The sequence below is a fragment of the Pseudomonas sp. B40(2017) genome (assembly GCF_002112855.1).
Classification (GTDB): domain Bacteria; phylum Pseudomonadota; class Gammaproteobacteria; order Pseudomonadales; family Pseudomonadaceae; genus Aquipseudomonas; species Aquipseudomonas pharyngis.
In genome coordinates this window covers 442,147-457,786 of sequence record NZ_NEIT01000007.1, presented here as the reverse complement: position 1 = coordinate 457,786, position 15,640 = coordinate 442,147, and the positions used below count along the sequence as shown (strand labels likewise).

Annotated in this window: 16 protein-coding genes and 1 pseudogene; 6 read left to right on the top strand and 11 right to left on the bottom strand. The window is 60.8% G+C overall.

Annotation, left to right across the window (positions count from 1 at the left end):
• Positions 1-61 precede the first annotated feature (61 nt).
• A complete protein-coding gene (locus CAF76_RS22185; protein ID WP_085648404.1) occupies positions 62-892 on the bottom strand; it encodes an oxidoreductase in 831 nt (276 codons plus the stop codon).
• Between the two features lie 130 nt (positions 893-1,022).
• Between CAF76_RS22185 and CAF76_RS22180 the strand changes: the two genes are divergently transcribed.
• A complete protein-coding gene (locus tag CAF76_RS22180) occupies positions 1,023-1,928 on the top strand; it encodes a LysR family transcriptional regulator (protein ID WP_085648403.1) in 906 nt (301 codons plus the stop codon).
• A 6-nt stretch (positions 1,929-1,934) separates the two neighbouring features.
• On the opposite strand, the gene CAF76_RS22175 is transcribed toward CAF76_RS22180, so the two are convergent.
• Positions 1,935-3,104 carry a DUF1624 domain-containing protein gene (locus CAF76_RS22175; RefSeq protein ID WP_085648402.1) on the bottom strand — a complete coding sequence of 390 codons (1,170 nt, stop codon included), beginning with the start codon at positions 3,102-3,104 and terminating at the stop codon, positions 1,935-1,937.
• A gap of 115 nt (positions 3,105-3,219) precedes the next feature.
• The gene (locus CAF76_RS22170) at positions 3,220-6,249 is read right to left on the bottom strand and encodes an FAD-binding and (Fe-S)-binding domain-containing protein (RefSeq protein WP_085648401.1); all 3,030 of its coding nucleotides are present in this window, start codon (positions 6,247-6,249) and stop codon (positions 3,220-3,222) included.
• A 159-nt stretch (positions 6,250-6,408) separates the two neighbouring features.
• On the opposite strand from CAF76_RS22170, the gene CAF76_RS22165 reads away from it, so the two are divergent.
• Positions 6,409-7,293 carry a LysR substrate-binding domain-containing protein gene (locus CAF76_RS22165; protein ID WP_039766958.1) on the top strand — a complete coding sequence of 295 codons (885 nt, stop codon included), beginning with the start codon at positions 6,409-6,411 and terminating at the stop codon, positions 7,291-7,293.
• A 108-nt stretch (positions 7,294-7,401) separates the two neighbouring features.
• Here CAF76_RS22165 and CAF76_RS22160 read toward each other — a convergent pair whose 3' ends face one another.
• Positions 7,402-8,676: a glucarate dehydratase family protein gene (locus tag CAF76_RS22160; protein WP_085648400.1), complete on the bottom strand. Its 1,275-nt coding sequence runs from the start codon at positions 8,674-8,676 to the stop codon at positions 7,402-7,404.
• Positions 8,677-8,700: 24 nt separating this feature from the next.
• Complete coding sequence (locus CAF76_RS22155; protein ID WP_064597345.1) at positions 8,701-10,068, bottom strand: MFS transporter; 1,368 nt, start codon at positions 10,066-10,068, stop codon at positions 8,701-8,703.
• A gap of 121 nt (positions 10,069-10,189) precedes the next feature.
• Between CAF76_RS22155 and CAF76_RS22150 the strand changes: the two genes are divergently transcribed.
• Positions 10,190-11,089, top strand: a complete 900-nt coding sequence (locus tag CAF76_RS22150) for a LysR substrate-binding domain-containing protein (protein WP_085648399.1) — start codon at positions 10,190-10,192, stop codon at positions 11,087-11,089.
• 142 nt (positions 11,090-11,231) lie between these two features.
• Here the strand turns inward: CAF76_RS22150 and CAF76_RS22145 are convergent, their stop codons facing one another.
• Positions 11,232-11,837 (bottom strand): DUF6338 family protein, encoded by a 606-nt coding sequence (locus CAF76_RS22145; protein WP_085648398.1) that lies wholly within the window; start codon positions 11,835-11,837, stop codon positions 11,232-11,234.
• A gap of 241 nt (positions 11,838-12,078) precedes the next feature.
• On the opposite strand from CAF76_RS22145, the gene CAF76_RS22140 reads away from it, so the two are divergent.
• Complete coding sequence (locus CAF76_RS22140) at positions 12,079-12,357, top strand: Rho-binding antiterminator (RefSeq protein WP_085648397.1); 279 nt, start codon at positions 12,079-12,081, stop codon at positions 12,355-12,357.
• A 54-nt stretch (positions 12,358-12,411) separates the two neighbouring features.
• Here CAF76_RS22140 and CAF76_RS22135 read toward each other — a convergent pair.
• Positions 12,412-12,615, bottom strand: a pseudogene (locus CAF76_RS22135) (NAD(P)/FAD-dependent oxidoreductase); the annotation flags it as partial.
• An 85-nt stretch (positions 12,616-12,700) separates the two neighbouring features.
• Positions 12,701-13,036, bottom strand: coding sequence for a hypothetical protein (locus CAF76_RS22130; RefSeq protein ID WP_064597355.1), 336 nt, complete (start codon positions 13,034-13,036; stop codon positions 12,701-12,703).
• A gap of 176 nt (positions 13,037-13,212) precedes the next feature.
• On the opposite strand from CAF76_RS22130, the gene CAF76_RS22125 reads away from it, so the two are divergent.
• On the top strand, positions 13,213-13,452 hold the full coding sequence (locus CAF76_RS22125) for a hypothetical protein (RefSeq protein WP_007950501.1): 240 nt from the start codon (positions 13,213-13,215) through the stop codon (positions 13,450-13,452).
• Positions 13,453-13,511: 59 nt separating this feature from the next.
• Here CAF76_RS22125 and CAF76_RS22120 read toward each other — a convergent pair whose 3' ends face one another.
• Positions 13,512-13,700: a hypothetical protein gene (locus CAF76_RS22120; protein WP_064597356.1), complete on the bottom strand. Its 189-nt coding sequence runs from the start codon at positions 13,698-13,700 to the stop codon at positions 13,512-13,514.
• 197 nt (positions 13,701-13,897) lie between these two features.
• On the opposite strand from CAF76_RS22120, the gene CAF76_RS22115 reads away from it, so the two are divergent.
• The gene (locus CAF76_RS22115; protein WP_039766972.1) at positions 13,898-14,260 is read left to right on the top strand and encodes an NUDIX hydrolase; all 363 of its coding nucleotides are present in this window, start codon (positions 13,898-13,900) and stop codon (positions 14,258-14,260) included.
• 3 nt (positions 14,261-14,263) lie between these two features.
• Here the strand turns inward: CAF76_RS22115 and CAF76_RS22110 are convergent, their stop codons facing one another.
• On the bottom strand, positions 14,264-14,506 hold the full coding sequence (locus CAF76_RS22110) for a DUF1652 domain-containing protein (RefSeq protein ID WP_011334667.1): 243 nt from the start codon (positions 14,504-14,506) through the stop codon (positions 14,264-14,266).
• A 122-nt stretch (positions 14,507-14,628) separates the two neighbouring features.
• Positions 14,629-15,528: a polysaccharide deacetylase family protein gene (locus tag CAF76_RS22105; protein WP_085648396.1), complete on the bottom strand. Its 900-nt coding sequence runs from the start codon at positions 15,526-15,528 to the stop codon at positions 14,629-14,631.
• Between the last annotated feature and the right edge of the window lie 112 nt (positions 15,529-15,640).

Sequence of the window (15,640 nt, the reverse complement as noted above, 5' to 3'; positions counted from 1 at the left end):
CTCCGTTTAAGGTGCCTGACACTCCGCCTTCGCGGGCAAGCCCGCTCCCACAGGTCTTGTTTCAGTCCTTGAAATCCGTGGACAGCGCCAGCTCATTCCACTCGGCCAATTCCTGCGCCACCAAACGATTCTTCGCTTCGATCCGTGCAACCGTGTCGCTGCCCAGCGCCAGCCGCTGCGGCGGGTTCGGTGCGTTGACCAGCGCCAGCATCGCTTCAGCAAACTTCAGCGGATCGCCCGGTTGCGCATGGTTGGCCGCTTCGGCAAACGTGCGCATCTTGCCAACGGTTTCGTCGTAGTCCGGCAGCACCAGCGCGGTCTTGATCAGCGATTGCTCGTCCAGGAAGTCGGTGCGGAAGAAGCCCGGTTCGACCACCGTGGCATGAATGCCCAGCGGCGCCAGTTCCTGATGCAGCGCTTCGCTGATGCCTTCCACTGCGAACTTGGTCGAGCCGTAGACACCCCAGCCCACGTAGGCCTGATAACCGCCAATCGACGAGATGTTGATGACCCGTCCGCTGCGCTGGGCGCGCATGTGTGGCAGCACGGCGCGGGTGACGTTGAGCAAGCCGAACACGTTGGTGGCGAACAGGCGCTCGGTTTCGCTGGCGCTGGTTTCTTCGACGGCGCCCAACACGCCAAAGCCGGCATTGTTGATCAGCACGTCGATGCGGCCGAAGCGCTTGATGCCCTGTGCCACCGCTTGGTGGGCTTCTTCTTCGCGGGTGACGTCCAGCCGCACCGCCAGCAGGTTCGGGTGATCGCCGAGGCGGTCGGTGATGTCTTGCGGGTTGCGGGCGGTGGCAATCACCGCGTCACCGGCACGCAGGGCCTGTTCGGCGATAAGGATGCCAAAACCACGGGAAGCTCCGGTAATCAGCCAGGTACGCATATCAACTCCTCCTGTCGGTGACCCTGGCGAGATTGCCGGGCCTTCTTGATGAGTTGAGTCGACTTTAAAGCCGTGCTACTGATGTGATAATCCCAGCAAATTTGCATGACTTTGTGAAAGGTGTTCACAAATGAAAAACCCGTCCACGGCGGATCTGTCGATCTTTCTTTGCATCGCCCAGCACCTGAATTTCAGCCGTGCAGCGGTGGATCTGGGCCTGACACCGTCGGCGCTGAGTCATTCGTTGCGCGCTCTGGAAAATCGCCTGGGCGTGCGTCTGTTCAATCGCACCACTCGCAGTGTGGCGCTGACCGAAGCGGGCGAGCGGTTATATGCGCGGCTGAAACCGGCGTTTCGCGACATCGACGACGCGCTCGAAGACCTCAATCACTTTCGCGACAAACCTTCCGGCAACCTGCGCATCACTGCGGGGCGCCAGGCCTGCGAACTGGTCCTGCTACCGATTGCCGGGGCGTTCCTTCAGGCCTATCCGGATATCCGCCTGGAAGTGGTCGAAAGCGATGCGCTGCTGGATATCGTCGCCGCCGGTTTTGATGCCGGGGTGCGGTTCGGCAATCGGCTGGAGGCGGACATGGTGTCGCTGCCGATCGGCCCGACCTTGCGCTCGGTGGTGGTCGCTTCACCGGCGTTTCTGGAACGGCACGCCGCGCCGCAAAAACCGGAGGATCTGCACACCCTGCCCTGCATCCGTCACCGCTTTCCCAGCGGCGCGCTGTATCGCTGGGAATTCGAACGCGGTGGCATCGATCAGGAAATCGAAGTCAACGGCCCGCTGACCCTGGGCGATGTCAGCCTGATGGTCGGCCCGGCGTTGCAAGGTCTGGGACTGGCCTATGTGTTCGAAGACATGGTCAGCGAGCACCTCGCGGCCGGGCGTCTGGTGCAGGTCTTGGCGGACTGGTGCCCGTACTATCCGGGTCTGCACCTGTATTACCCGAGCCGGCGCCATGTGCCGGCGCCGCTCAAGGCGTTTATCGACTTCGCCCGCCATGCCCGCGATGGCAAAACGGGCTGAGCCGTTTTACAGATACTTCAACCAGGCGATGTCGCGACGCCGGGCCTTCAATGCCGAAAACCAGCGCACGGCCGGGAACAACGCGACCGCCAGCACCATCGCCGCCAGCCACACCGCCGTCACCGACGAGAAACCGAAATACGTGCCCTGATTAAGCCCGAACAGCGCCACGCCAATCAGGTACAGCACCTTCAGCGCATACAGGTGCAGCAGGTAAAAAAACATCGGTGCCGAACCGAACACCGTCAGCCAGCGAATCCAGCGTCGATCCTGTGCGCGTTCGAACACCAGCAACAGCAACAGTCCGACACTCACCGTCAATGTGATGAACAACAGCGACGGCGGGTATTTGGTGATGTTGAAAAAACTCATCAGGGTTTGCACACCGCTGTCACCGAAGGCCCAGGGTTTCTCGCCGTAACCGTTGACCAGCCGCAGGGCCACGAACCCCAGCAGCCCGGCGATGCCACCGATCAACAAACGGCGCTGACGCACCCCGGCATCGGCCGCACGAGCGAACCACGGCCCCAGCGCGTAACCCAACCCGATCACGCCGATCCACGGCAACAACGGGTACGAGGTGCGCAGACGCAAGGTCTCGCCCGCCTCGATCCAGCCCCGGTCATGCAGGATCGCCCACGGTATGTGCAGCGCCGACTCCGCTGCGAAGTGCAGTCCGTCGAGCAGATTGTGCCCGGCGATGATCGCCAGGCTCAGCGTCAACAACAGCCAGCGTGGCAGCCAGACCAGCAGCGACAGCGCGATCATGCTCAGGCCGATCGCCCAGATCACTTGCAGGTAGATCACAGTCGGTGGCAGCTGGAACGTCCAGGCAAAATTCACCAGGGTGAATTCGAGCGCCACCAGAAACAAACCGCGCTTGAACAGAAAAGCACTGACGTCAGCCTTGCCGTCGTACTTTTCCCCGAACAGCCACGCCGACAACCCGGTCAGCAGCACGAACACCGGCGCGCACAGATGCGCCAGGGTGCGACTGAAGAACAGCGCCGGTTCCGTGCTGGCGATGTCCATCGGGTCGGTGACCTGACGATGCAGCAGAAAGGTTTCGCGCACGTGGTCCAGCAACATGAACAGAATCACCAGGCCACGCAGCGCATCAATGGACAGCAACCGGCCAGTCGCCGAGGGGGCAGAACGGGGAACCGCAATCGTCATGGAAGTATCGCAATCGAAAGGTTGATCGATGCAGCCGCCCGAAAGCGGCCGTAAAATTTGCGTTACCTTATAACATGAAAAACCGATCCAATCGCTAGCGGTTCTCAAACAGCGATCACGCGGTGCGCAGGGTTTCCAGCACGACCTGCAACGGATGACGCAACTGTCGATCGGCCTGGCGCTTGACCTGGCTGCGGCAGGAATACCCGGTGGCCAGCGCCTCGCCCTTCTCCACCGGCGCCTCGATCTGCTTCGCCCAGGATTGCTCGTAGATCACTGCCGAGGTTTCGCGATTGCGTGCTTCGTGTCCGTAAGTGCCGGACATGCCACAGCAACCGGTGGCCTGGGTCGCCAGCTTCAGGCCAACACGCTCGAACACCTGCTCCCATTGCCGAGTGGCGGCCGGAGCGTTGGTTTTTTCGGTGCAGTGCGCCAGCAGGCGGAAGGTTTCGTCGCGGCGCGTTCCGACTTGCTCCGGCATGATCTTGAGCAGCCACTCCTGCACCAGCGCCACCTCCGGGCATTGCTCCATTCCCGGGACTTTCAGATATTCCTGGCGATAGACCAGGGTCATGGCCGGGTCGAGCCCTACCAACGGCACACCGATCTCGGCCAGCGCGCGCAATTGCCCGACATTGCGCAACGCCGCGCGGTTGAACGCCGACAGGAAGCCCTGCACATGCAACGGCTTGCCGTTGGCACTGAACGGTGCCAGGTAGACCTGATAGCCGAGACGCGAAATCAGCTCGATCAGATCCGCCAGCAACGGCGCCTCGAAATACCGGGTGAAGGCGTCCTGCACCAGCACCACGCTGCGTTCGCGCTGGGCTGCAGTCAGCGCCGACAACACCTCGACCGATGCCGGCTGAACCTGCCAGCGACGCATCGCCGCGTGGAAATCGAAACGGCTGAGCAATGGCACATCGACCATGCCGCCAAGACGCTCGATCAAGCGCCGGCTGAACGAGGCACCCATCAAGCCGTTATAGAGAAACGGAATCCGCGCCATGTACGGAATCGTGTACTCCAGCGAAGCAATCAGATAATCCCGCGCCGGCCGCAGATAACGGGTGTGATACAGCTCAAGAAAACGCGAGCGGAAGTCCGGCACGTTGACCTTCACCGGGCACTGCCCCGCGCAGGACTTGCACGCCAGGCAGCCGGCCATGGCGTCGTACACCTCGTGGGAGAAGTCCTGTTCCTGCGCACGGCTGTTGCGCCAGCGCTGCAGCAACGTGCTGAAAAACGGCGGACGGCGACTGGCGTCGGCCAACACGTCGACCCCCGCCTCGCCCTGCAATCGCAGCCATTCGCGAATCAGCGAAGCGCGGCCCTTGGGCGATTGCGCACGCTGGCGGGTGGCTTTCCACGACGGGCACATGGCGTCGTCGGGATCGAAGTTGTAGCAGGCGCCGTTGCCGTTGCAGTGCATCGCTGCGCCGTAGTCCTGCCAGACTTTCTCGTCGATCTGCCGGTCAAGTTCGCCGCGCAGGGTCACTTCATCGATCTTCAGCAATGCCGCGCCGGGAATATTCGGCGTGGCGATCTTGCCCGGATTGAACTGGTTGAACGGATCGAACGCTGCCTTCAGGGCCTGCAGCGCCGGGTACAAGTCGCCGAAGAAGGCCGGCGCATATTCCGAGCGCAGGCCCTTGCCGTGTTCGCCCCACAGCAGGCCGCCGTAACGCTGGGTCAGCGCGGCGACGCCGTCCGAAACGGGACGCACCAGTGCGGCTTGCTGTGGGTCTTTCATGTCGAGAATCGGCCGTACGTGCAGCACGCCGGCATCGACGTGACCAAACATGCCGTACTGCAATTGGTGGCTGTCGAGCAGGTCGCGCAGTTCGGCGATGTACTCGGCCAGGTGCTGTGGCGGCACGGCGGTGTCTTCGACAAACGGCTGTGGCCGCGCTTCACCGGCGACGTTGCCGAGCAGGCCCACCGCGCGTTTGCGCATGCCGTAGACGCGATTCACCGCCGCATGCCCGACGGCCAGCGTATGCCCCAGGCGCTCGACCGTGGCGTCGTTGCCCAAGTGCTGGACGAAGGCTTCGACCCGGCGTTGCAGCTCCTCGGGATCGTCGCCGCAGAACTCCACCAGGTTGATCCCCAGCGTCGGCCGCTCGGCGCTTTCCGGAAAGTACTCGGCGACGCCATGCCAGACGATGTCCTGCATCGCCAGCAACAGCACTTTGGAGTCGACGGTTTCAATCGACAGCGGCTTGAGCGCCATCAGCGCCCGGGCATCGCGCAAGGCATCCATGAAGCCGGCGTAGCGAATGTTCACCAGCATCGTGTGCTTGGGAATCGGCAACACATTGAGTTTGGCCTCGACCACAAATCCCAGCGAACCTTCAGCGCCGCACAGCACGCTGTTGAGGTTGAAACGATTGTCGGCCTCGCGCAGGTGCGCCAGGTCGTAGCCGGTCAGGCAGCGGTTGAGGTCGGGGAAGGTTTCCCGGATCAGCTCGCCCTGCTCATCGATGATCTGCCGCGCGCAGCGATACACCTCGCCGGCCCGACCCTCGCGGGCGCATTCCGCCGCCAGTTCGCTTTCTTCCAGCGGGCGACCGTGCAAGCGCTCACCACCGCGCAGGACCATGTGCAGTTCCAGCACGTGGTCGCGGGTCTTGCCGTAGGTGCAACTGCCCTGGCCGCTGGCGTCGGTGTTGATCATGCCGCCGACCGTAGCGCGGTTGGAGGTCGACAGTTCCGGGGCGAAAAACAGCCCGGCGGATTTCAGGGCGGCGTTCAGTTGATCCTTCACTACGCCGGCCTGCACCCTTACCCAACGCTTTTCAACGTTGATTTCGAGAATGCGGTTCATGTGCCGCGACAGGTCGACGACGATACCGTCGGTCAATGACTGGCCGTTGGTGCCCGTGCCGCCACCGCGAGGGGTGATCACCACTTTCTGGTAGGCCGGTTCGGCGATCAGGCGTGCCAGCAGCGCCACGTCGTCGGCGTCACGCGGGAATACCGCCGCCTGCGGCAAGCGTTGATAGATCGAGTTGTCGGTGGCCAGCACCACGCGGCTGGCGTAGTCGGCACTGATTTCGCCGCGAAAACCGCTGGTTTCAAGGGCTTTGAGAAACTGTTGGTAGTCGGTGTTCAACGTGGTGGAAGGCGACAGCTGAGCAATCATCGGAAGTGCAATCTCGGTCAAAAACGGGCCGTGTGGCGGTGAACAGTTGTGCGCAAGGAATGATTGCGTCACGCTCCCGCCATCTCATAGGCCTTATGTTCATTGCAGAGCGATGCCGGGACAACCGTAAAATCGACCCGCAATCCATGACTAAAACGAATGAATCCGCGAACCCTTACTCCCTCGATGTCGTTGCTGCTGGCGTTTGAAGCCGCCGCACGCCATGAAAGCTACACCCGCGCCGCCCACGAACTGTCGCTGACCCAGAGTGCGGTCAGCCGTCAGGTGCAGATCCTGGAAAAGATGCTCGGCATGCGCCTGTTCAGCCGCGAAGGTCGGCGGGTGATCCTCACTGACGTCGGGCGCATGTATCAGCGCGAACTGTCCGAAGCCCTCGGCCAGATCCGCAGCGCGACGTTGCAGGCCATGGCGTTTGGTTCGGGAATCCACAGCCTGCGCCTGGCGACCTTGCCGACCTTCGGCTCGAAATGGCTGCTGCCACGCTTGAAGGATTTCTACACTGCCCACCCCGGCATGACTGTGCACCTGCATTCACGCATCGAAACCATCGACTTCGACACCAGCGAAATCGACGCAGCGATTTGTGTCGGCGGCGGTGACTGGCCGGGGCTGACAGCCCACCGTCTGCACACCGAGGAACTGGTTGTGATCGCCAGTGCGCAGCTGACCGATGCCGAACGTCTAGCGGCCGACAAGGATATCGCCGGGCAACTGCTGCTCAACGTCAGCAGCAACGCCCAGGCCTGGTCCGAGTGGTTCAGCCATCACGCCCTGCCCCATCGCAGTATGCGCATTGGCCCGAGTTTCGAGATGACCTCGCACTTGATTCAGGCCGTGCGCGCCAACATCGGCATCGGCCTGGTACCGAGGATTCTGGTGGAGGATGAGCTGCACAACGGCGAGTTGCTGCAACTGGGCGAACCGATCAGCAGCCGGCGCAGCTATTACCTGGTGTACCCGGCGCGCAATGAGTCGCTGGCGTCGCTGAAGGCGTTTCGCGACTGGTTGATGCGCACGCTCTGAATCTCTAGATCGCCAGATCAATTGCCATCGCGAGCAGGCTCGCTCCCACAGAGATCAATACTCCAATGTGGGAGCGAGCCTGCTCGCGATGGCGCCAGACCCGTGAACTCAGAACCGCGGCTTAACTGCTTTCCAGTCCGGCTTGTAGCGCTGCATCTGTCGCACATCATCGCGCTGGCGAATGCCGCAGGTCAGGTACTGGTCATGCAGCTTGCCCAGTTGATCGTGATCCAACTCCAGCCCGAGGCCCGGTGCACGAGTAACCTTCACGCAGCCATCGACAATCGGCAGCTTGCCGCCCTTGATCACTTCTTCATCCGGTTCCTGCCACGGGTAATGGGTGTCGCAGGCGTAGTCCAGATTCGGTACAGCCGCCGCCACGTGCGCCATGGCCATAAGGCTTATGCCCAGGTGTGAGTTGGAATGCATCGACACGCCGAGGCCGAAGGTGTCGCACATTTTCGCCAGGGTCTGGGTGTCGCGCAGACCGCCCCAGTAATGGTGATCGGCGAGGACAATCTGCACGCTGTTCAGCGCAACGCTGCGGCGGAACTCATCAAAATCGGTGACCACCATGTTCGTCGCCAGCGGCAGCCCGGTGCGGTTGTGCAGCTCGGCCATGCCGTCGAGGCCCGGGGTCGGGTCTTCGTAATACTGCAGATCATCGCCCAGCAACTCGGCCATGCGGATCGAGGTTTCCAGCGACCAGTTGCCGTTGGGATCGATGCGCAGCGGATAACCGGGAAAGGCCTTTTTCAGCGCCTTGATGCACGCCACTTCGTGCTCCGGCGGCAGCGTGCCGGCCTTGAGCTTGATGCTCTTGAAACCGTACGCCTCGATCATCCGCGCGGCCTGGGCGACGATCTGCAGCTCGTTCAGCGCCTCACCCCAGTTGTCCGGCTTGTACGGTGAATCGACGTGTTGCGCGTACTTGAAAAACAGATAGGCGCTGAACGGTACTTCATCGCGCACCGCACCGCCCAGCAGATCCACCAGCGGCACATTCAAGTAGCGGGCCTGCAAATCGAGGAACGCCACTTCAAACGCCGAATACGCGTTGCTCACCGCTTTACTGGCATGGGAACCAGGGGCGAGTTCAGCACCGGCCAGACTGGCCGGTTTGTTGGCAGCGACCGTCGCTTGGACGATCCGACGCAACTGATTGAGATTGAACGGATCGAGGCCGATCAACTGCGACTGCAACTGTTGCTGGATCGCCAGCGCCGGGGCATCGCCATAGCTTTCGCCGAGGCCGATGTAGCCGTTGTCGCTTTCGATCTCGATGATCGAGCGCAGGGCGAACGGTTCGTGGATGCCACTGGCGTTGAGCAGCGGCGGATCACGGAAGGCAATCGGAGTGACGGTTACGCGAGTGATTTTCAAAATGACGCTCCTGTTGAGTCGGAATCAGTGGCTCGCCACCGGATTGGCCGTCGGCGCGACGGCGGTTTCGGGTTCAGGCTTTGCCGGGGTTTTGCCTTTGGCGCCGGGCGCCATGCGGGCAAAGAAGATCACCACTGCTGCCACCAGCGAAGTTGCGGCCAGGCCATACAGGCCGCCTTCTATGGAGCCGGTGGTCTGTTCCAGGAAACCGAACGCGGTCGGCGCAACGAAGCCACCCAGATTGCCGATGGAGTTGATCAGCGCGATCACCGCCGCCGCGATGCGCGCATCCAGGTAGCTTTGCGGAATCGGCCAGAACAGTGCCGAAGCCGCCTTGAAACCGATGGCCGCAAAACAGATCGCGACGAAGGCGAAAATCGGCCCGCCGGTGGTGGACATGAACATGCCGAACGCGGCGATCACCAGGGTCAGCGCGACCCACGCCTGCTGGAATTTCCACTTGCCGGCCAGCGCCGCAAAGCCGTACATCGCGACGATGGAAATGATCCACGGCACGGAGTTGAGCAACCCGACCTGGAAGTCGCCGAGATTGCCCATCTTCTTGATCATGCTCGGCAGCCAGAAAGTGGCGCCGTAGATGGTCAGGGCGATGGAGAAGTAGATGAAGCAGAACAGCGCGATTTGCCGGTCCGCCAACAGTTTGAACATCGATGGTTTGGCAACGTGGGTCGCTTCCCGAGCACGCTGTTCTTCGGCGATTGCCGCCACCAGCGCCTCGCGCTCCTCCTCGCTCAGCCACTTGGCCTGGCGCGGATGGGATTGCAGCCAGAACCAGACGAACCCGCAGAGCACTACCGATGCGGCACCTTCGATCAGGAACATCCACTGCCAGCCGTGCATGCCCAGACCGCTGATGTGCAACAGCGCACCGGACACCGGACCGGAAATTACCGAAGCGATTGCCGAGCCGCTGAGAAACACCGCCATGGTCTTGCCGCGCTCAGAGGCCGGCAGCCATTGGGTGAAGTAATAAATGATCCCCGGGAAGAACCCGGCCTCGGCAGCGCCAAGGATGAAGCGCAGCACGTAGAAACTGGTTTCGCCTTTGACGAACGCCATGGCCATCGCCGCTGCGCCCCAGGTGAACATGATCCGCGTCAGCCAGGCGCGGGCGCCATAGCGCTGAAGAAGCATGTTGGACGGCACTTCAAACAAGGCGTAACCGATGAAAAACAGACCGGCACCAAGGCCATAGGCAGCAGCGCCGATACCCAGATCGGTTTCCAGATGACTGCGCACAAAACCGATGTTGACCCGGTCGATGTAGTTGACGATGAACATCACCACGAACAACGGCAGCACATGGCGCTTGACCTTGGCGGCGGCGCGGGCGAGTACCGTGATGTCCGGCGGACTCTGGAGGGTTTTCAAGGGGCGACTCCCGATCTTTGTTTTTGTAGGGATGGCCTGTTCAGGCGTAGAGCGATCATGGACGGGGTGATTGATCCCGTCTAATCTAACTTGGCATTCGATTGATACCTGGATTAGATCAATGTTCGAACTGACCCAATTGCGCTGCTTCACCACCGTCGCCACCGAACTAAACTTCCGCCGCGCTGCCGAGCGGTTGAACATGACGCAGCCACCATTGAGCCGGCAGATCCAGTTGCTGGAACATCACCTGGGCGTCGAACTGTTTACCCGCAGCACGCGCAGTGTGGCGCTCACCGCTGCCGGCCGCGCATTCTTCATCGAGGCGCAGAACCTGCTCGAGCGCGCCCAGCAAGCCGCCGTCACCGCCCGGCGTTTTGCCGAGGGCGATATCGGTTCGGTGAACATCAGTTTTGTTGGCAGCGCGGTTTATGAATTCCTGCCCAAGGTCATCGCCGAGGCGCGCCTCAAGCAGCCGCAGGTGAAGATCGACCTGACTGAAATGAACACCTACCAGCAACACGAAGCCCTGCGCGCTCGACGCATTGACCTGGGGATCGTCCGCGCGCCGTTGCTGGAGCCGGGTTACGCCACCGAATGCCTGGTGCGCGAGCCGTTTGTGCTGGCGGTGCCGAGCGGCCATCGACTGGCCGAGGCCGACGAAGTTTCAGTGAAGGACCTGGATGGGCAGCCGTTCCTGATGTATTCCCACGCGGCCTATCCGCCGTTCAACGAATTGCTCACCGGCATGCTGCGCTCGGCCCGGGTCGCCCCGGATTATGTGCAGTGGCTGGGTTCTTCCTTGACGATTCTGGCGCTGGTCAACGCAGGCATTGGCCTGGCGCTGGTGCCGCGTTGCGCGACCAGTGTGGTGTTCAGGAATGTGGTGTTTCGCGAGATCGATCTGGGCGAAGGGGTGCAGAGCGAGCTGCATCTGATCTGGCGGGAGAACAACGACAACCCGGCGTTTGCGATGTTGCTGGAGGGCATTCGCCGGGCGGTGAAGGATGGATGGGGTTAGTAGCGGGCTTGCGGTGACGGGGGGTACTTCAGCGGTGGGGGTGCCTTTGGGCCCGTGATCAATGGTTTCTCCAACAGCTTCCCGTCGGGCCCTACGAAAAGTCGCTCCAGATGTTCTGGCATTGGTTGCGGTGCTCTGGCGGTCATGATGAACCCTCTGATGCCGGGCTGAATTCAACCCATTTAACCTTCGCGGAATCTATCAGTAAAAATTCGGCGCCAATAGGATCCAATTTGCCATCTTCGTTGAGCCAGCGTGGAAACCTCATCAAGAACTGCCCGGTGTTCGACTCCGGTGGCCACTCGACTGGCCAGCCTAGGACGCGCCTTTCATCCTCCAGATGAAGGGTGATGAATCGGTCATATTGAGCGAAAGCGCAGAACCATTCACTGGGATAGGAAGATTGTTTCGTTACGTTTCTGCTGCGCAACCACCTATGCAATTTGCCATTAGTTGCCAGACAACAAGCCATCAATCCCAGCAGCAAGGACGCAGAAAATGCCCAGCACGTTTCAGCTTTCGCATCCCATCTCCCTACAGAAAACCCCTTCTCCCCCACCCACACACAAACCGCTCCAACCCCCAGCACCATCCCGTGAATCACAAACGTGAAAATCAGCGCCTGCACAATCTGGCCGAACGTATCCGGTCGCTTGAAGGCCGTCAGCGTGTAGAAAATCCAGGTCGAGACAAACCCCGGGATCAGGTACTGCAACAACGGAATCACTTCTTTCACCAGATCATCCATGATCGGTCGCTCCTTGAATCAAAAAACACTCCTCCCAAAACAGCAATGCCGGCCTGTAATGGTCCGGCATTCAAAGCCTAGTGCACACGGGAGAAACGCTCGCGATCATCTGTCACCGCGCATTACGCATCCTGCAGAATCTGATCCGCGCCGTCCCCTGCCGCCATCAACACCGCCGCATGAAGGTTGATGCACGAGCCGGATCGTTTCATCATCGCCCAAGGTTTCGAGGAGTAACGCCATGACCCGTTATCAGCCGTTGAACTGCGATCTGCACGACTACCTGGAAATCGCCTGCCTGCGCGGCTATCAGCTGGACATCGAGCTGGTCGACGGTCAGCGTCTGATGGCCCGGGCCGTGACCACGCGGACCAGCAGTGAAAAAGAAGAATTTCTGGTGATCGAGCAACAAGGCGCGCAACAGGAAATTCGCCTCGATCAACTGCTCGCCATCACACCTCAGGAGGCCAACGCCGAGTTCGGTCGAGTGGTCCTTGCCGGAGGGGTTTGCGGAATCTGAACAAAAAAATCCCGCCCGGCATCAACCGGGCGAGATTTTCTGTGACACGCCGTTTTACGCGACGACAGGGATCATCGGATCCGCAGCTGCCAGCGCGCTGGCACGGTCAGCCGCCGGCGGGTAGATCCACTGGGTGTTGATCTGGGTCTTGAGCGACTTGCCCTCCTCCCTGACCAGTTTTACCTGGCGACCCCAGCCTTCGGTGTACACCGCGCCCCAGGCGCCGAAGTCGAGGCAGGTCACGTATTTCGGCTGGCTGTCACCGACATCTCGGACTGAACTCGATCAGCAGGCAAAAAAAAGCAGAAACCGATCAGCGGTTTCTGCTATCTCATTTTTGACCTTACAAGCAGTCGCGTACCGCTTTGCGCAACGATCCGGACTTCGCCCACGGTGGCCCTTGGTAAAGGGAGACACGGCTGCCGTCCTTGTACTTGACCACATCGAGAATCTCGTCGGCGGTGACGATGCTCGGTGCAGTGATCCGGTAGCCATTGGAAATTGCTGTCTGGGACGTCTTGGCAACGTCCTGCTGCCAGAGCGGCAATACACACGCGGCGTAGTCCTTGGGAGTCTTGTCGCTGGTCTTGCTGACATTCGGCTCGCCCGGCACCAGTGACGCGGGCAACGAACAACCGGCCAATGCCACCAACAGCATCCCCCCGATCAACATCCGCATGGTGATTCCTTCATCTGAAAAAACGCGAATGTACCTTGTAACTGTTCGGACATCCATCGTAGCGCTCTGCCTGTATTCCTCGTAAACCGGAACAATCAGCTCACCGACAGATGACCTTGCCCCACTCCCAAAAAATGCGGCTACTCTGTTTTACCGAGAATGTTCCGGAGGTGATCATGCGGCTCAATGAATACGAACACGAACTTCAACGTGACCTGCAAAGCGTGGCATCGGACCTGAGATGGTCGGCGGTGGACCTCAAGCGCATTGCCGAGCAATTGCGCCAGTCGGGCAACGAGGCGGACGCCCAGGCGGTACTCAGATCCTGCGAGGTGCTGCAAAGCGATGAAGAGCGCCTGCAACTGTATGCCCGGGAAGTGAAAGCCCGCGCCATCAGCCGAACCAAAGTCCACTGAACCTGACGCTGCGCACAGCAAAAAGCCCCGGACAACCGGGGCTTTCTCTTCACAGGTCGTCAGCCTGACTTGCGACCGCGCGTACGACCTTTATAGCCCGGCAGTGCGGCGGCGTACGCCAGCGCTTCCTCGCGACTGGCAAACGAAGCGAGCCGGTCACCCTGCGTGCAGACCCGCCACGGGCCGTTGTTCACGCTGAGTACGTCGTAGCCATTCATGTGCATTTTGTTCAGCATCGCCATGCTCATAGGCACCTCCTGTCTTCTAACGAACTTTTGCACCTTACACCCGCAACGCGCAGTCGTGCCGACCGGACGTCGCACCGCAGCAGCGTCAAGTCTCCGGCACTTTTAGCCTGGCCAGGCACTCAGACGCTCTAAACCGGCAGCGGCCCAAATATTGCTAATTCATGACAGATTTATGACAAACGGCAATCGGGTAACACATGAAAGTACGAGCAACCGTCATCTGCGAGCAGGATCGACACATTCTCCTGGTGCGCAAACCCAGATGCCGCTGGACGCTTCCGGGGGGCACCGTCGAACCGGGAGAGACCCGCGCGCAAGCCGCCGCCCGAGAACTCAAGGAAGAGACCGGCCTGGACAGCGATGACATGCTTTATCTGATGGAGTTGCAGAACGGCAGCACCCGCCACCACGTCTACGAGGCGTCGGTGCTGAACATCGAGCAGGTTCGCCCGCTGAATGAAATCGTCGACTGCCTCTGGCACCCGCTCGATGCGGTGCAGAATCTGAACGTCAGTGACGCCACGCTGAGCATCGTCCGCGCCTTTCAACGACGCCTTTGACTCTCAGCCGGCAAACGCTCGGCGTCCGGCGCTCATTTCCGTGCGCAATTCACCGATGAAATTGGAGATGTCACGAATAGTGACCAGATGTTCAGGAGAAACACCATTGAGCAGCAACTCGACACGCCCGCTGTCGGGTTCGTAAACCTTGATCTGCAAGAGGCCTTGCGCCGTTTCGGTGCAGTCGCAATACAACGGCGAAAAGCCGGATTCGACGATGCGGCAAATGTCGGCAATGGCAATCATGGGGGCACGCCTCACAGGCGTTGGCTCGGGCGACCCGATGAGCATAGATGAGCTTTCACTGCCCCGCCCCTGCCGCACAGTGTAAAAATTGCCAACCGCTTCACAACTTCAAATCGCGGCTCTCAATGGGCGTCATGATCCCAGATCCAGTTCCATATTCCCGGCAGATTCACCGGTTTCGACGACTCGCGCACCGTGCGCGCCAGCGCAGCTTTTTCCAGCGCCGCGCGATCGTCATAGAACGGTTTGCCTGCCAGTCGCACGCCGGTGGCGGCGGCACTGTCGAGCAGAATCTGCAGATACTCGCGGGTGTGGCGGGCGGTGTAGCGGTTGAGGTCATGGAAGGTCACCACCACCGGAATCACTCCGTCCACCGTTGGCAAGTCGCCAAGAGCAATCCGTTCGCGGACTTCCGACAGTTGTCGCAGCATGTTCGCCCGCCGCCGGGGGCTGGCGTTGAAGCCCCAGATCTTGCCGTCGTTGGCGCTCAGGTCGGTCAGCAACACCTGCATATGGTGCTGCTGATAGGCGGCGAAGGTGCGCTTGTCGTAGTTCCAGAATGGCGGACGCAATAACGTCGGCGGCGCGCCAGTGATTGCCGCGATGTCCGCCGAACCGTTGGTCAGCGAGGTTTCGAGTTCTTGGGGATCGAGCAATCGATGATTGGTGTGCCAATGGGTGGCGGTGTGAAAGCCCAGAATGTGCCCTTCGTCATACTCGCGGCGCATGACTCGCCGACCGATCTCGCTGTTGCCCGCTCGGGGTGCGCGGGTCTGGACGAAAAACACCGCTTTGATCCCCGGTTGCAGCGGGTTGTCCTTGAGGCTGTCGAGCACGGTGTCGGTAGGATTGAAAAGACTGGAAGCGCTGGGGCCGTCATCGAAGGTCAATAGAAAGCGCACAGGCGCCTGAGTCTTGAGCCGGGCTTCGGTCTGCGCGGTCATTTCGATGGGAGCGGCGATGCATCCGGCCAACCCGACGGCTACCGCCATCGCACAGAAAAGCTTGAACCACTGTGTCATGTTTTGCCTTGAGCCCGACCGTTGCGGTCATGTTGTCGATTGGCAAAACTCCTTCGCCGCTGCTGCCTCCCTGCGACCCATTGAGATGGGCCGAGGTTGGATAAAGATACAC

What these genes read in the sequence shown, in the direction of transcription:
- CAF76_RS22185 (WP_085648404.1), bottom strand. Translation starts at nt 892, where the DNA reads ATGCGTACCTGGCTGATTACCGGAGCTTCCCGTGGTTTTGGCATCCTT.
- CAF76_RS22180 (WP_085648403.1), top strand. Translation starts at nt 1,023, where the DNA reads ATGAAAAACCCGTCCACGGCGGATCTGTCGATCTTTCTTTGCATCGCC.
- CAF76_RS22175 (WP_085648402.1), bottom strand. Translation starts at nt 3,104, where the DNA reads ATGACGATTGCGGTTCCCCGTTCTGCCCCCTCGGCGACTGGCCGGTTG.
- CAF76_RS22170 (WP_085648401.1), bottom strand. Translation starts at nt 6,249, where the DNA reads ATGATTGCTCAGCTGTCGCCTTCCACCACGTTGAACACCGACTACCAA.
- CAF76_RS22165 (WP_039766958.1), top strand. Translation starts at nt 6,409, where the DNA reads ATGAATCCGCGAACCCTTACTCCCTCGATGTCGTTGCTGCTGGCGTTT.
- CAF76_RS22150 (WP_085648399.1), top strand. Translation starts at nt 10,190, where the DNA reads ATGTTCGAACTGACCCAATTGCGCTGCTTCACCACCGTCGCCACCGAA.
- CAF76_RS22145 (WP_085648398.1), bottom strand. Translation starts at nt 11,837, where the DNA reads ATGGATGATCTGGTGAAAGAAGTGATTCCGTTGTTGCAGTACCTGATC.
- CAF76_RS22140 (WP_085648397.1), top strand. Translation starts at nt 12,079, where the DNA reads ATGACCCGTTATCAGCCGTTGAACTGCGATCTGCACGACTACCTGGAA.
- CAF76_RS22130 (WP_064597355.1), bottom strand. Translation starts at nt 13,036, where the DNA reads ATGCGGATGTTGATCGGGGGGATGCTGTTGGTGGCATTGGCCGGTTGT.
- CAF76_RS22125 (WP_007950501.1), top strand. Translation starts at nt 13,213, where the DNA reads ATGCGGCTCAATGAATACGAACACGAACTTCAACGTGACCTGCAAAGC.
- CAF76_RS22120 (WP_064597356.1), bottom strand. Translation starts at nt 13,700, where the DNA reads ATGAGCATGGCGATGCTGAACAAAATGCACATGAATGGCTACGACGTA.
- CAF76_RS22115 (WP_039766972.1), top strand. Translation starts at nt 13,898, where the DNA reads ATGAAAGTACGAGCAACCGTCATCTGCGAGCAGGATCGACACATTCTC.
- CAF76_RS22110 (WP_011334667.1), bottom strand. Translation starts at nt 14,506, where the DNA reads ATGATTGCCATTGCCGACATTTGCCGCATCGTCGAATCCGGCTTTTCG.
- CAF76_RS22105 (WP_085648396.1), bottom strand. Translation starts at nt 15,528, where the DNA reads ATGACACAGTGGTTCAAGCTTTTCTGTGCGATGGCGGTAGCCGTCGGG.